Annotated in this window: 8 protein-coding genes; all 8 read right to left on the reverse strand. The window is 46.8% G+C overall.

Features of this window, described 5'->3' with window-relative positions:
* Positions 1 to 32 precede the first annotated feature (32 nt).
* The gene (locus tag EXU85_RS10640; RefSeq protein ID WP_142772067.1) at positions 33 to 1,019 is read right to left on the reverse strand and encodes a hypothetical protein; all 987 of its coding nucleotides are present in this window, start codon (positions 1,017 to 1,019) and stop codon (positions 33 to 35) included.
* Between the two features lie 13 nt (positions 1,020 to 1,032).
* Positions 1,033 to 3,213 carry a PQQ-binding-like beta-propeller repeat protein gene (locus EXU85_RS10645; RefSeq protein ID WP_142772068.1) on the reverse strand — a complete coding sequence of 727 codons (2,181 nt, stop codon included), beginning with the start codon at positions 3,211 to 3,213 and terminating at the stop codon, positions 1,033 to 1,035.
* 280 nt (positions 3,214 to 3,493) lie between these two features.
* A complete protein-coding gene (locus EXU85_RS10650) occupies positions 3,494 to 5,563 on the reverse strand; it encodes a hypothetical protein (RefSeq protein WP_142772069.1) in 2,070 nt (689 codons plus the stop codon).
* A gap of 174 nt (positions 5,564 to 5,737) precedes the next feature.
* Positions 5,738 to 7,270, reverse strand: a complete 1,533-nt coding sequence (locus EXU85_RS10655) for a RagB/SusD family nutrient uptake outer membrane protein (RefSeq protein WP_142772070.1) — start codon at positions 7,268 to 7,270, stop codon at positions 5,738 to 5,740.
* Between the two features lie 42 nt (positions 7,271 to 7,312).
* Positions 7,313 to 10,810: a TonB-dependent receptor gene (locus EXU85_RS10660; protein ID WP_142772071.1), complete on the reverse strand. Its 3,498-nt coding sequence runs from the start codon at positions 10,808 to 10,810 to the stop codon at positions 7,313 to 7,315.
* Between the two features lie 174 nt (positions 10,811 to 10,984).
* Entirely contained in the window at positions 10,985 to 12,226 is a 1,242-nt protein-coding gene (locus EXU85_RS10665) for a FecR family protein (protein ID WP_142772072.1), read from the reverse strand.
* Between the two features lie 153 nt (positions 12,227 to 12,379).
* A complete protein-coding gene (locus tag EXU85_RS10670) occupies positions 12,380 to 12,970 on the reverse strand; it encodes an RNA polymerase sigma-70 factor (protein WP_142772073.1) in 591 nt (196 codons plus the stop codon).
* A 385-nt stretch (positions 12,971 to 13,355) separates the two neighbouring features.
* The gene (locus EXU85_RS10675) at positions 13,356 to 15,911 is read right to left on the reverse strand and encodes a galactose oxidase (RefSeq protein ID WP_142772074.1); all 2,556 of its coding nucleotides are present in this window, start codon (positions 15,909 to 15,911) and stop codon (positions 13,356 to 13,358) included.
* Between the last annotated feature and the right edge of the window lie 353 nt (positions 15,912 to 16,264).

Genomic DNA, 16,264 nt, shown 5'->3' on the forward strand with positions numbered 1-16,264 from the left:
TTAATGGTCTAGAAATTAGTTCAGTTAGGGTATTATTTTGACGGGTCTTTTATATAATACTGGTAGGTAATCTGCCAGGTAATGGTTTTGCCCGGTTCCACATTCAGGTTGATATAAGGTTCAGGGCAAACCGTTGTGGCCGAAGACCAGTACACCAATCGGTCAATCTGCCGATCACCGGTTACGTTTACACCCGCTCCGGTTTTTGTGTTTTCGACGGCAAGGGCGTAACTCACTGATTTTCCGTTAGTGAGATTGGGGAAATAAGCCTGCTCACGTTTGCCTAACTCGCGCAGGTAGCTAAGCTGGTTATCGTGAAGTTTGACCAGGTCATTCAGACCTTTGCCACCTTCGGTGGAAAGGCTGGTCGCTGGTAACGTAATAGCATACGCTGGGCCGGTTGGCTGTTGGTCAATGACGAAAAAGTTGTGGTTATAGACGGTCGTTTCAATCGGACGCTTTCCCGTATTTTTCAGGCTGTGCGTAATCACCAGTTCGGGTTTACCCTTGGTGAGTTTCAGTGTTTTCTTGTACTCGTAGGCGTACGTGCTATCGGCAAGTGTGTGCGTAAACTGCACCTGATCGGCTTTCTTTTTTATAGCCCATTTACCCGAATTGGCCAGGATATAAAATTTAAATGAGTTATACGGTTTCTCGTCGGACCGGATCAGACTGCCAATACCAATTTTGACAAATGTTCCGCCCGGCTTAGCCGTCGCGTACCCCAATGGTCCAAACTCTTCGACCGGTCCCATGATGGCGTCGTGAGTGGTAGGATTGTAGGTGTCGAACCATTTGCTGTGATACGTATGTCCTTTGTAATCCAGACTGGCCACTACACCCGACCAGTCGAAACGTGTGCCCCGGTAATAGCCAGTCTCCCCATCAGGCAGGTACAACTGTGCATGAATAAGCCCGTTAGAAATCTCTGTTTCGGGAACATCGATAACTGGTTTTAGGCCAAGGGCTAGGCTAATGAAAAGAGCGAAAGAATGAAAGAGTGAAAGAGCGGTTTTCATAAAAATCAGCGTTCTATTTCAACACAAAGGCGATGTAGTTTCCGCCAAGTTTCTGACCTCTTCCTCCTCCAGCGGCAATGACGATGTATTGTTTTCCATTTACCTCATAGCTAATGGGTGTTGCAAAACCACCCGCCGGAAGCTGGTATTCCCAGACAACCTTCCCCGTTTTTTTGTCGAACGCCCGAATTTTTTCATCCTTGGTTCCTGCTATGAACACCAGACCGCCTGCTGTTGCCAGTGGCCCACCATAGCTATCGGTACCGGTTGTAGGAATACCTTTCTTTGCCAGTTCCGGGTATTCGCCCAGCGGCACCCGCCAGAGGTAATCACCCGTGTTCAGGTCGATGGCGTTCAACGTGCCCCAGGGTGGTTTGATACCCGGATAGCCCTCTTTATCTGTAAAGCGTTGCCAGACTTTACTCACGTAGGTTGGCACATAGGGGAAGCCACTCTTGTTCGCTGAAGCAGGCGTATTCGTGGAAGCCTGAGCCACCTTTGGCGATCCGGTTTCGGTGTTCAGCAGGAAACTAATGAGCGCATCACGGTCTTTGTCCGACAGATGGCCAAAGGAGGGCATCCGACCGCTGCCGGTCTTTAGCAGGGTTTTGATCTCATCGACCGACCGCCTTTTACCAATATCGATGAGCGAAGGCAGTTCGGGACCACTTCCGCGTCGATCCTGCCCATGACAGGCGGCACAATTCGCAATATACAATGCATTGCCAGCCGTGACGGGTGTGTTACGCTGCGCCAGGTCAGCCCGTTTGGTCATGATCAGTTCCCAGGGCTCTTCGTTGACATTCTGGTAAAGAATCCCCGACGGATCGATGGCATTGCCGCCCCATTCGGCCCCACCACTGTAGCCAAAAAGCAACGTGCCTTTTTCGGACGGTGGAGCGAATTTATTATTCGTTTTAAGCTGAAGAAAACGCTCTTTTACGTAGGCATGTGCTTCCGGCGACAGATCAGTAATGTCTGCTTCAGTGTATACCTGTCGGTTTAACGGTAGCGGTTTAATAGGGTATTTCTGTGTCGGCCAGGGATGTTCGTCAGGTAAGCCATTGATCGGAACTTTGCGTTCTTCCACTGGGAATAGTGACGTGCCTTTATCCCGATCCAGTACATACACCAATCCATCTTTGGTCGTCTGTACAACGGCATCGACTCGTTTCCCGTTACGATTCAGGGTAATGAGATTCGGTGGGCAGGGGTGATCCCGATCCCACAGGTCGTGGTGAATGGTCTGATAGTACCACTTTAGTTTGCCTGTTTCGGCCTCTAGTGCCATGATGCAGTTAGCAAAGAGATTCTGGCCTTTACGGTCACCTCCGTAGAAATCGGACGCGGGGGAGCCAGTCCCAAAATACACGACGCCCCTCTTGTCATCGAGCGACATGCCACTCCAGTTATTGACAGCCCCGATTTTCTTGTATGCATCTTTTGGCCAGGTGTCGTAACCCAATTCACCCGGCTGTGGAATCGTATGAAATACCCACTTCAGTTTGCCCGTCACTACGTCGAACGCCCGAATGTGACCGGGTGCGGCATCGCCCGACTCCGATACGCTCGATCCGATGATAAACGTATTCTGGTATACAATCCCCGGTGAGGTCGCATTCACCGACAGCTTGCTCACATCATGGTCCAGATTGGTTTGCAGGCCTTCATGCAAATCGGCTTTACCGTCGGTGCCGAAACTGGAAATAGACTCACCTGTTGCTGCATTGATGGCATACAGACTGGAGCCAACCGTATACAGAATCCGCTTATCAGTTCCACTCTGCCAGTACACAACCCCTCGATTCGAGTTGCGTCGATCGTTCCGTGACGGTTCAAACCGCCAGAGTTGTTCACCAGTACCTGCTTTCAGGGCGAATAGATTCAAATCCGGTGTAGTACCGTATAGAATCCCGTCCACAACAATAGGCTGGCACTGGATGGCCCGATCGCGCCGACGACCGTTGGCGTCGGGCTTTTCAGCAGCATCATACATCCAGGCAACCTGTAAGTTTGTTACATTCCGGGTGTTAATCTGGGTCAGTGGTGAGTAGCGATTCCCCGCTTTATTCCCTCCGTAATTGGGCCAGTCCTTACCCGTCGATAGAGGGCCTTCGCCTGTCACCATGCTGGCGGCAAACGCGCTACCCACTACTAGTCCAAGGATTGCCCCTTTTCGGTCCAATCGAATCATAGAAATCAGCGTGTATTGTTATGTATTTTTTAAGAATGTGCCCAGTTAGAAAAGAGCAAATGTCGATTTCTATATAAAGACACATGAAGAAGGAAATTGGATAAAGAACGAGTGTAGTTTGCGTAAAATTTTTGTCAATAAGAAGAATAATAGGCCCTACTTTAAAATTGATTTTGTCAGAATAGATTTTTTTGTCATGCTGACGCAGGAAGCATCTTAAGGTATCCTAATTTGATAGTAAGGAAACTTTAAGATGCTTCCTGCGTCAGCATGACAAAAACTACTTTCGCCTACTTTCTTGATGGCTATAGTTGAGCTGTGCGGATAGAGCTAATGCTTCTTTATTTGTGGGGTCAATCGTTAAAATTTTTTGTACATAGTTTGATGTTCCTTTCTTATTATCCATTCGATAGTAGACGCTGGCAATTTGATTTAAAATCGACACATTGGTGGAATCAGTAGCATAGCGTTGTTTGAGAGAAATAATCTGCTCTACATTGGCTTTAACCGAATTTAAATCAAATCGGGATTGGTTGTTCTGAATGGCATAATCCAGATACGGCATGGCTTCCTGAGGTCGATCAAGTTGGAGATAAAGCACAAACAGATACCGTGCTTTGTCGAAGGTTGGGGCTAATGCAAATGCTTTTTTGAAATAGAAAATAGCCGTTTCCTGATCGTTCAGTTCGCCACTGAGCATGGCTGCCTTTTCATAATAGCGGGCGTCAGTCGGGTATTCCAGTGCCAGCGTTTCGACTACTTTCCGTGCGCTACTCAACGCACTACTGCGCATGTAAAAATCATACAAATTACGCAAAGCGTCATCCCAGGTCGTTTGCTGCGTCATCAAGCCATAAGCCAGTTTCTCTTCAACCGATTCAACTCGAAACGACTGCGCCGACATGACTTCATTAAACGGCCAGTTCCGTTTGAGATTGGCTACTTTATATAAGCCCGCCAGCGAATCTACTTTCGTAATAGGCATATCATGAAGTAGCTGGGCAAAGCTCATTTCCTGTTTATCGTTAACTGTAATAAGCTTCCCTTTTTTCAGCGCTTCATAAAATACCTCCGACAATAAGGCATAGCCTTTCAGATCAGGATGAACGTGTTCTAAAATCAACTCATCACCAATAATCATGTTGGCTGAATAGGCTTCAAAAAGGGCTTTAGCGTCTACTAGATGCGTGTTTTTATATTGCTGAGATAACTGACTAAGAACGCCATTGAATGATTCAGGTGCCCGGAATCGCAGGCCATCTAAGTCTCTTGCCCGCGAGAAAAGTCGTTTTGCCGCAACGAAATCACCCTGCAAATAAGCTGTTCGCCCCAGGTAGTACGTACACAGCGCGTGGGTGTTATTCAACTGATTAGCCGCCTTGAAATATGAATAAGCGACTGGCAGATTACCTGTTGTAAGGGCATTCAATCCAAGGTTGTACTTCTTGTTAAATTCGGAGGAAACACGCTTGCTGACAGGAAAACTAACAAATGGTTTCAAGTCTTTTTCATTGCTGATGAGATTGCTGACGAAAACCGGAATGCTTTGGTCTGAGAGCAATTGAAGAGTTCGATCCATGTTCCGGCGAAACTGTTCTACACCTCGCTCATACAGATCTGAACCATAAGGAATCTGTTGATCAGCAACCATCAGCCTCATGCGCGTACCGCCTGAACTCGATTTGCCTCCTCCGGCCATGCGCTGTAGCGTTTCGTAGCTATTGGTCAGCAACTGCACGAGTCGAAACTGGCGTAGGAATAGAATCAGGTCTACCAGTTGCGGATTGCCACCAATGCGTTCGGTTGAACCAACACCCAGCGCCCCGTAGTATTCATTGTGCCCAGTATAAATCAGAACAGCATCGGGTTCATAATTGATGAGTTCTTTGGCAAAACCAAAGACGGTATACGAATTTACGGCTGTCAATGAGAGATTGATAATCTCAAAATTTCGATCTGCAAATGTGTGCGCCAATCGATATTGAAGCCATCGATGAAATGAGCCGTTGTGAAAATAAGGGTAGCCTATTGTAGTCGATTCGCCCAGGATAAAAATGCGTAAGGTGTTCTCGTCTTTTTTCTTTTTAAAGGGTTCACTATTTCCGGTAGTGGCGATTTTTTGATTCGTAAAATATCGTTTAGAGGCATCTGGATTTAATACATAATACCCTTTATCGGCCGGATACTCAATGAATAAATCGACGTTATATCCATAGTTAAAAGCACGCAGTATAATTTCAATTAATCCTAGTAAAAAAAACGGAAGTAAAACGGCCGTAATTTTATAGAGGACTACTCGCCGGGGAGATGGCTTTGCGGGAGGAGTGTATTCTTTCAGCGCATTCATCATTAATTAAAAAAATATATCTTCCTGAAAAGCATTCCCGGCGCACAAAAAGCATAGCAGAAATTCCACTATGCTTTCCAAACCAACCTATAATGAAAGAGCGAAAGAATGAAAGAGTGAAAGAGCGGATAAGTTGATGCGACTGTTTTTCACTCTTTCATTCTTTCGCTCTTTCACTTAGTAGCCGTCATTCTGTGTCCAGGTCGGATTCCTGGACATTTCGTTCACTGGGATGGGGGCTAAGTATTTCTGGGCGAAATTTGTATTCGCCGGAATTGGATTTTCGGCCGAACTTCGGGCGGCTACAATCTGAGGCAGTAGCTGTAACCGAACAATATCAAACCACCGCACACCGAACTCGCCCGCAAATTCATAGGCCCGTTCATACACAACCGCATCCCGGAAAGCAGTCGCCGAAAGGCCTGTCGTCAGGTCGGGCAAACCTGCCCGTTTCCGTACCTGATTGATGGCGCTATAGCTTGCCGCGGTTGGTCCACCGGCGGCCATAGCTGATGCTTCGGCATAGATTAACAGCACCTGTGGATAGCGAATGACATCGTACACTTTGTTCGTACTCGGATTGATGGCATCTATGGTAGTTTCGGTTTCCGACACGCCATCGCCATTTAAACCCGCCCGGAACTTCTTGTAATAGGGGTGACCAGCGTGCGTTTCGGGCGAATCCCAGGGAACCAGCTTAAACGTTTTTCCATCGGGCTGGCGTAATTTGATCGTTGTATAAAACGTTGCATCCGTCCGGGAACATTTGGGTGCATTTTTATAGAAATTGATTTCCGGATAATAATCATCCCAGCCACTTGATCCGTTCGTTGCGATTTCATCGAGCGGTACAGAAGACGACCCTGCACTCCGAAGCGGAAGTCCCCCGCTTACATTGTACTGGAAACCAAAAATAGACTCGGAGCTATTGTTGGTCGTGAACACGGTTGCGTAAGGCGTATTGAGGTTATAGACACCCGATTGCATGACCGAATTCGCTTCATCGGCAGCCAGTTTGTAATTACTCTCCTGGTTAAGTGGCCAGCCCGTCATGCTCAGGTACACATCGGCCAGGAGCGAGCGGGCGGCCATCTGGTTCGCCTTGCCCGGTTGGTTCGGGAATGAAATGGGCAACAGCTCCTTCGCTTTCTGTAAATCGCTGATGATAGCTGCGTACACTTTGTCGACCGGATCACGCGGAGGGCGGTCGTTTACATCGATCTGGGTCAGAATAATCGGGACGGGCCCAAATGTTCGAACCAGATAAAAATACCCTAAGGCCCGCAAGAAATACGCCTGACCCGCTGCCTGATTTTTCAGGACATCTGTAGAGCCCACTTTAGCGTAATTAGCGATCACGTTGTTTGCCTGATAGATTCCCTGCCAGGGGCCTTGCCATTGAGCTACCAGACTTAAGTTGCCACTACCACCACTCAGGCGGTCAAAGAGCCGGAAATCTTCTTTATTCAGGCCGGGGTCGGTTGTAAAGTCATCTGAGCCAAAATAAGATGTGCTTCGGTTGGTAAAACCCCAGGCACCATCCCGCGCAAACTGAATATAGATAGCCGATACGGATGCATCCAGATCCGACTGGGTTTTAAAATAGGTTCCGGGTGTCAAACTGCCTTTGGGGTCTTCAATTAAACTCTGACAGCCGCTAACCAAAATCAAGGCAAGAAAGACAAGGAATAAGGAATATTTGGTGTTCATGGTTTTGTCTTCTGATTGAATGTTTAATCGTACAAACAGTACTTATAGGCCAAGGCGTAAGCCAATCGTATACGTTTTTGGGTTTGGTATAACACCCATTTCGAGTCCCTGTGTGATGGCGTTCGTTCCATTCGATACTTCAGGATCATAGCCAGGGTATTTGGTGATCATGAAGAGGTTCTGACCACTCACGTACACTTCGAGATTGCGGATTTTCGCCTTGTTCAGCAGATTATCAGGCACCCGGTAGGTAAGCGACAGGTTCTTCAGCTTCGTGTAGCTACCGTCATACACGTAACGGCTACTGTTATTAAAGTTCTTGCTGGTATTGCTGAACGCCGGATTGTCGGTCTGATTTTGGGCTGTCCAGATGTTCAGCGCTTCAGTAGTTGTGGCGTTCCGTTGGTCACCCAGGCCACCCCACAAGTACGCCAGTGTCTGTGAGTAAATCTGGTTGCCATGCGTTCCCTGGAACATGAAGCTAAGGGTAAAGTTGCCGTAGCTGACATCATTGATGAAACCAAATGAGTAGTTAGGCGTTCCATTACCGATCGGTACTCGGTCGGCTGCTGTGTAAGCATGATCGCCGTTGACATCCACATATTTGGCGTCACCTGGTTTCATCCCAAACTGGGCTGCCTGATCGGCTTCGCTCGTTTTCCAGGTTCCCAGAAATTGATACCCATAAAACTCACCCAGTGGGCGACCAACTCGCAGAATGGAGGCACTGTTCAGGGCAGAGCCAACACCGTTAACGATCACATTGTCGAGACCTCCCAGATCGGTTACCTTATTGCGATTAAAGGAGATGTTGAAATTACTAGTCCAGCGGAGTTTCCCCGTAGCAATGGGTGTGCCACTGAGCGAAAATTCGAGCCCCTTGTTTTCAACACTACCAATATTTCTTAAGTAATTGCCGCCACCTAAATAGAAAGGAGCCTGGTAGCTATACAAGAGGTTGGAAATATTTTTCAAATAGGCATCGGCGGTAAATCGTAAGCGACCGTTCAGAAACGACGCGTCGATACCCGCATCATATTGAGAAGTGGTTTCCCATTTCAGGCTATTGGATACGGGCGCTCCGAGTGGCGTTGCTACACTAGGGGTCTTGCCATCGTAATAATAAGCTGGCTGGCTTCCACCCGTGGTTATTTGCGCAATGGTGGCATACGCGCCCACCGCCTGATTGCCCGTTTGCCCATAACTTGTCCTGATTTTCAGGTCTGAAAACAATTTAGAAGTTTGCAGGAAGCTCTCTTTCGACAGATTCCAGGCCAGCGCCAGAGAAGGAAAGGTACTATACTTCTCGGTCAGGTGCGACGAACCATCGACACGAACGCTGGCGGTGAGTAAGTACTTCTCCTTGTAGGCATAGTTGACCCGACCCATATACGATTGCAGGGCGTCAGCAGAGTAGCCGGAAGAGGTCTGTTGCGTGCCACCCAGACTCAAATTGTAGTAGCCAAGTGCGTAAGTAGACAGGCTGTTGGCACGGGCTGTTGCCGACATACCCTGCCCCTGTTGCTGTTCGTACAGCGCTGTTACGGTAACGGCATGATCGCCAAAATTGCCTTTGTAAGTCAGGAAGTTACTGTTCTGGAAATTCCAGTTTCTGGACGAATTAACCTGTGCATACAAGACCCCATTGCCTGTCCCCGGTCCAAACAACGTCTGGTTAAATGGCGAGGAAATCTGATAGGTCGTATTCGTTGTGAACGTCAATCCTTTCAGAATCTGGTACGTCAGTATGCCGGTTCCCGCAATGTTTGTGTTCCGGCCTTCATCGAACTGACCAAGTGCCCGCGCTACAGGGCTGTACTGAATGGACGCATAGGGGGCTGTATACACGAGCGCGCCCGTTATTGGATCGCGCACTGGCGAGGTCGGATCCCATTCGGTTGCCTGCGTGAACGGATCCGTCAAATCGCCTGAGTAGTTCGTGTTCCGATTCTGGGGGATTACAGCCGCTACGTTAAATTTCAGGTTGATCTTTTCGTTGATCTTGGCGTCGATATTTGCCCGCAAGGTGGCCCGTTTGTAATACTGGTTGAGAATTAAACCAGGCTGATCGAGGTAATTGGCTGAAATAAGATACCGCACACCCGACGTACCACCCGATAAATCAATCTGGTAGTTTTGAATAAGCGGCTCCTGATGAAGTTCACGCTGCCAGTCGTTACCGCCGTTGGCTTTTAGTTGCTGGAGCCGATCATCCGAAAAAGCAGGCGGGTTGCCCGTCGAAGCAAACTGCGTATTGACTGTACGCGCAAAGTCATAGGCGTTCATCAACGAGAGCTCTCTCGGCATCATACCTTTGCTGAACCAGGTGCTGAAATTAACCTTGGCTTTGCCTTCCTGACCCGATCTGGTCGTAATGAGAACGACGCCGTTTGACCCCCTGGACCCATAAATCGCCGTTGCCGAAGCATCCTTTAGAATTTCCAGCGATTCAATATCATTCGGATTGAGCGACTCAATGTTTCCGCCGATAAAGCCGTCGATAACATATAAAGGCTCATTAGAACCCGTTATGGAGTTGGCGCCCCGGATACGGACACTTAGGCCACGGCCCGGCTGTCCGCTGCTGCTAGCGACAACAACCCCGGAAGTAGTGCCTTGTAACGCCTGTTCGACCCGTATCAGCGGGCGCTTGGCAATTTCTTTGGCTGTTACCGTACTGGTAGCACCTGTTACGTCGCTTTTGCGCTGTTCGCCATAACCAACAACGACCACCTCCTGTAAACCGCGCTCGCTGACCTTTAAGGTTACATTTAGGGTAGCCTGATCGCCCGGCTTAACCTCCTGCGATTCATAACCGACAAAGCTGAAAACCAGCGTAGTCGATCGGTCGGGGATCTCAAGCTGGAACTGCCCTCTTGGATCTGTTGTAGTGCCGCGTTGCGTTCCTTTGATAACGATACTCACACCCGGTAACCCTTCGCCTTTTTCGTCGGTGACTTTTCCGATGATCGGAATTAATAAGGGTCGGATAGTCTGCACGCGACCAACCAGTTGTTCGATTGTTTTTCGCTCAAATTCCGCACTGGCATCCAGTTTCAGCCCAGCTTTAGCGTCGGGAAAAAGCGTCGGTACCTCACTAACGGGTTTAAGAGTAGTGGCGCTTTCCTTCTTTTTAATAACAATGGTTTTGCTAACGATGGAATAGCTTAGTGGCTGGTTCTTAAATACTTCTTCCAGAACCGTTTCCAACGGCGTATTTTTTAGCCTAACCGTAACCCGCTTGCTACTGGTTAGCAAATTCGTTTGCAGAAAGAAGGAATAACCGCTCTGTTTTTCCAGTTTATCCAGTACTTTTTCAAGCGGTGCATTCCGTTCATTAATTGAAATTAACTGGCTATAACTGGCCGCGTATACATGCAGGCAGGCGATTAGTAAGAATATGCTGATAAAATTTAGGCGCATAATCCATTTGCGTTTCGTATCCCGACTCATATAGATGAATCGGGGAGTCATTCGGTGCCTAAGCTGTGCCCATGATTCTGGCTGGCACAGTCGTAGGTAAAAAGTAGAATAATTCATACTTTTATGCTGGTTTTGGGGTTGGTAAAAACTTGTACGTCAACAGGTTTTGCTTTTCTGTTTTTTTGACAGAGAAATCCCAGCTTTTGCCGGAAGTGCTCGCAACACGTTCCGGCTTTTTTTATGGAAAACTCTGGGGCTATTCCGAGCCTGGCCCGGTTTAGCCGTTGTCGATCAGGATTTAACGGTTATTTTTCTGCCTTCTATTTTAAAGTTGATACCACTTAACTGGAGAATCTGAAAAATTTGGGAGAGCGGTACATCCCTTGAAATTTTACCTCTAAATTTTGTGTCGGGAAGCTTACCCTGAAAATCAACTTCAACATCGTACCAGCGGGAAATCTGACGCATGATGGTAGGCAGGTCGGTGTCTTTAAACTGAAACTGCCCGTTCTTCCAGGCCACTGCTTCTTCCAGGTCTGCTGCCGGAACCAGATTAAGCCTGCGCTTGGCGTCGGCTGTTAACTGAGCCTGTTCGCCAGGTTTAAGGATAATTTCCGCTGAACTTTCTGCCCGATCCGGACTTGTTTTTGTGACCTTCACTTTACCTTCCAGCAGGGTTGTTTTCACGCTATTTTCGTCCGCATAGCTGTTGATGTTGAAATGCGTGCCCAACACCTCCACAACCTGACTGGCTGAGCGTACCCGGAAAGGCATGGCTTGCTTATGGGCGTTTTTCAGAGGCATTATTTCAAAATACGCTTCGCCCATAAGCGTTACAGTTCGCTCGTTACCCGTGAATTTTGTAGGATATCTCAGAGATGAAGCCGCATTGAGCCAGACTTTGCTTCCATCAGGAAGGATAATCCGAAACTTCCCACCGCGAGGGGTTGTAATGGTGTTATAGCCGGACGGCACCGTAGCTGCTTTGCTTGAAGTCGTTGCTGAACTTTCTGCATAAGACAGCTGTCCATCAGCCGTTTTCGTGATTAAAACGTCAGCTTGTCGGGCAATTTGCCCATCTGCTACATCGTCCAGAATTATTTTCGACGCATCAGCTAATGTCAGAACGGCCTTGTTACTGCCGGGGGCGAAATCGGTTGGTTTTTCGGCCATGTGGGTAGTGGGCCGCAATGGGTGATTGAAGGGATAGAGTAGTAGTCCCGCAATAATGACAACGGCAGCGGCTGCTGCGTAACGGAGTAAACGGCTACCTATATACGATTTGTGGTCTGGCGTATTATAGCCTGTTTCGGATACTATTTTCTCCCAGGCTTCTGTTTTGTCGGCCAAACCGAATTTGCCCAGTTCAGTATTAATAGTCGCTTCCTGAGTTAATCTGGTAAATAGAGTCTGATTATGATCGCTTTGGGCAATCCAATCATCCAGCTCTTCCCGTTCCTGATCGCTGAGTTCCCCCTTGAGGTATTTAGCGATCAGGTCACCCTGTCTAAAATAACGGCTATAATTTTCCATGGCATTGCTTTACTCCATAGAGACACGCAAACCAGGAAATAGGATAAAGCGAATATAAATTTTAATCTATTTTTTTTGGGTCTAGCGAAAGAGTGGGCAAAATTGACTCTAGTTCCAGTGCCTATGGGGATCTTTTGTCAGTATGACAAAAAGTTACATTATATGGGCACTCCCGAGGGTGAGTAAGATCGTAAACACCTCCGGTGAAAGTCGCATTCTAAGTAATTCAAGCGCCCGTTGCTTTTGTTTCTTGACGGTGTTAATCGACATGCCTAGCTCATCGGCAATCTCCTGATTTTTTTTGCCTTCCAGATAACTCATCTCGGAGATAGTGCGGTAATTAGCGGGCAATGCTTCAATGGCCGAATGAAGTTCGGCCATGACTTCAGAAGATATGATCGCATCCATAATGGTCAGTTCTTCCGATTCCGATGGCCTATGCTGTTCCTGATAGTCGTCAACGACCTTGTTATGCCGGATCACGTTCAGACTGGCATTCCGCACGGTGCTGTATAAGTAGTTTTTGATGGCCACTTTATTGGGAAATATAGCCTCTCGTTCCTGCCAGTATTTAATAAATGCATCCTGCGTGATGTCCTGCGCCTGTGCCTGGTCCCGTATTAGTTGTACTGAAAAGTAGACAAGTCGATCATAGAATTCTTTAAAAAGAGAGTCTAGCTCCAGCGACTCCGAAGCCGCCACTGGACTTTTTTTTGCCGAGGTCAGTTGCTTTAGCACACTCATAATAAGGTGAATTTTACGTAGAAAAAGCAGAATTACTGGTTTAATACTTGCTGCTAGTTAATAAAGGATACTGTTTTTAACGCCGAATTAACTTAGCAGAAGCAGTTTGCGGTCATTCTATGAACCTGATTGAAAATGATACTATTCAGCCTATTCTGTGTGAATAATTTCAAAAATCCATTATTTTTCTGGATTAATTCGGCACTAAGTACAGTGAGGTACCTTAATAAAATCTTAATAAAACCTTAATTTTTAAAAACACGCTCGTTAAAATGCGCTAATGCGCTCTAGCGCACCAGCCTGAACCGGGGCCAGGTTAGTGCGCTAGAGAGCGTTGACAGAAGCAGTTGTTTCCTTTTCGGGAAGGGATTGAGCGCAGTACGTTTTAGTCGATAATGGCTGAGAAGGATTGTTCGTATTCTTCGCCATAGATGGCTTTATAGTCCCGAATAAATCGCTCGAAGGTATTCTTGGCCAGCGTATGCTTACCCATTAACGACAGGGCTTTACATTTCAGAATGATGGCGTCTTCACTAACGGGATCATAATCGAAAATGAAATTTGTAATCTGGATTAAAAGCTCCGGCTCCTCGCTGATCGTTAATGTATTGGCATACTTTAGAAATGTATTAATAATCTTGTTCGAAATATCAGCTTTGAAATCGTCTAACCAGTAATACTCCGTATTTTGAAGGAAAGGCCCCCGTTTCGTAATCTCGCCTAACTCAATAATGGCCTGTTTCGTCAGAATGGTCTTGTCATTGATAATGGCCGTATACCGTTCATAATCGACATACAGTTGCTGGTTAAAATTGAATTCTATTTTCCAGTAACCAGACTCCTTTGACAGCGAACAAAACTCAACCTTCTCTAACAGATTTCGCAGTTTCGTAATGTTAACCGAGCGATTATTACTGGCTTCCCGGCCCGACTTATCAGGCCAGAGAATTTCATTCAGTTTTTCAGAGGCTACGCCCCGCTGTTTACCAAGGCTGTTGAGGGACAGCAGTAGAAAAAGTTCTTTCAGTAAGGGGGTGAACGATTTGGTTATATCGATGCCTGAGTGATCCAGTACCTGAAAGTTGCCAAAAAAGAAAATGCTGGATATCAACGCGGGTTCCTTTGACAAGGGCGAACGAGCTAATGGAATTTCCGGCCTTATCAGCAACGTTGGTTGTGGCAATGTATCGACTGGTAACGGCTGTTGTTGGACAGGTGGCGAATCTGGTTCCTGCTGCTTGCTTACTAATCGGCGACGTCGCCGGACGTATAGGAAGATCGTTCCTCCCACTATCGAAATCGCCAAAGCGAGCCACCCATAAAGAAGTGTTGCCGATTCATCCTGCTGCGCCTGCACATTCAGAGCGTCAGGGGGGAAGGAAATCGAATACAGTTTTACGTCTGTTGTATTGTTCTCCTCGTTTTGATACAACGTAACGGCTAGTAATTTTTGGCTGACTGGACAGTAGTATAAATCAGCGTATGAGTGAATATCGTGAAACGAATAAGGAATAGGGTTTCCCACCACTTCGTACGTTGGCGTAGTCAACGACCCCCGAATCAACTGCAACTGAGCCTTAAACTGCTGATTAGGAAAGATAAGGCCGTAATACTGCTTCGATTTTGCATCGATCATCAACGAATTGGCAAAAGCAAAATCCGTTTTAGGAAGGTTTAACTCATGAACCTTTCGGAAAGTATTTTTCCTGACCAGATATTCCAGTAAATCATACGAGTTTTTAGGGTTAAGCATTTGCTCGCCCGTTAGACTTCCGTATCCTCCCAGTACATAAGCCGTGTCATTCGAAGAAGTTGTTCCTAAAGCGGCCAGATAACGTGGCGTATAGACACTAGCGTTTGAAGTAAGTGTATCCCAGCTTCTAGTGCCAAAATGGTAGCGCAGAATACGGTTTTTGTAGGTTAACTGACCATAACCACCTAAAATGTAGAGTGACGAATCAAATCGGGAAATGAATTTATTCGCGTGCCAGTATTCAGTTACCTTAATCGCGTTTGGCGTACTGGTCTCCACAAGCCAGTCTCCGACAGAAGGATTACAACTGTAGACGGACTTTTGATCCACGAAAAAATTGTAGAGCCGGCCAGTCAATGGATTATAAATGGCCTGACTACCCTGGAGCAGATTTTGGGGCGGGTTCTTGTGCCGATGAACGGTGGTCTGGTGCGTTGGAACGACGTATTGATACAGCTTATCGGAGCCAACTACGTAAACCGTTTCAGTAATGGGATCAAAAGCAACATTCGCATAACCCTTCAGGGTGAACTGATCCGTCTTTTGCCACGCAGTATGTAACGATTTAATCCAGACTGGGTTTTTGACCGTGGCTGTCAACCCGCCAACCTCATCTCTGGCTGTGGCACCGTTTACTTCCTGCAACGGCCAGTGGTGTTTTGGCCGACCATTTTCTGTCAGAACAATGTCTTTGATATTCATGGGAGGCAAGTCCTTCGACTTGAATTGCCCAAACTCATTGCTGCCAAAAAACAGTTTAAAACACCCGCTTTCCTTAAAAGCCACATGATCCCTGATGATCGGTGTATTGTTGACAGACACCAGCAACGATCGCTGGGTTAGATCCCAGTTGATGGTAAAGTGGTTCCATTGGTGAAACAGTTTTGCTGAATCGATCTGGATAACCGATTGGGCCAAACGACCACCAATAATGAGTTTGAAACTCCTGGACTTCTGATCATACAGGAGGTCAAGATTCTGATTATCGTCCTGAATAATTCTGAAGATATAGCCAAAGTACGTTTGATAATTGGGGACTAGCATCAGATCAAACGAAACCTCGACATTTCCTTTAAGGCACAGCGGATGGTCAGGGGTAAGATTCAGTGAGGTACGACTATCCTGGATTTCTTCATGTCCTACAAAATGTAATCCATACGATTGGGCATTGATGGTGGTCGAAGCCATCAATAGCACAACTACGCAGTACGTGATAGTACGTACGAATCGATGATATATATATCGATGGGTTGTCAAAGTCCTTTTGGTTGCTACTCGTATTCAGCTTCTATAACGGGAAAGCTAAGGGCTGGTTTGTTGCTTTCTACTGAACGTGTAAGTATAGGCACTGCTCTATCCCATAGAGGCTCTAATTTACCGGATATTCATTAGCTATCAAAATGAACAATACGCATTGGAACTAATAAGAAAATTCACAAAATATAGCTTTTAAGTCTAATTATTAAGCTTTTATTAAGATATTTTTAATCTCCTCCGGCGTTCTTCGTGCCATGTTTAATCCAAATAAATCCGGGTTTATG

Source organism: Spirosoma sp. KCTC 42546 (assembly GCF_006965485.1).
Lineage (GTDB): Bacteria > Bacteroidota > Bacteroidia > Cytophagales > Spirosomataceae > Spirosoma.

What these genes read in the sequence shown, in the direction of transcription:
- EXU85_RS10645 (WP_142772068.1), bottom strand. Translation starts at nt 3,213, where the DNA reads ATGATTCGATTGGACCGAAAAGGGGCAATCCTTGGACTAGTAGTGGGT.
- EXU85_RS10655 (WP_142772070.1), bottom strand. Translation starts at nt 7,270, where the DNA reads ATGAACACCAAATATTCCTTATTCCTTGTCTTTCTTGCCTTGATTTTG.
- EXU85_RS10650 (WP_142772069.1), bottom strand. Translation starts at nt 5,563, where the DNA reads ATGATGAATGCGCTGAAAGAATACACTCCTCCCGCAAAGCCATCTCCC.
- EXU85_RS10660 (WP_142772071.1), bottom strand. Translation starts at nt 10,810, where the DNA reads ATGAATTATTCTACTTTTTACCTACGACTGTGCCAGCCAGAATCATGG.
- EXU85_RS10665 (WP_142772072.1), bottom strand. Translation starts at nt 12,226, where the DNA reads ATGGAAAATTATAGCCGTTATTTTAGACAGGGTGACCTGATCGCTAAA.
- EXU85_RS10640 (WP_142772067.1), bottom strand. Translation starts at nt 1,019, where the DNA reads ATGAAAACCGCTCTTTCACTCTTTCATTCTTTCGCTCTTTTCATTAGC.
- EXU85_RS10670 (WP_142772073.1), bottom strand. Translation starts at nt 12,970, where the DNA reads ATGAGTGTGCTAAAGCAACTGACCTCGGCAAAAAAAAGTCCAGTGGCG.
- EXU85_RS10675 (WP_142772074.1), bottom strand. Translation starts at nt 15,911, where the DNA reads ATGGCTTCGACCACCATCAATGCCCAATCGTATGGATTACATTTTGTA.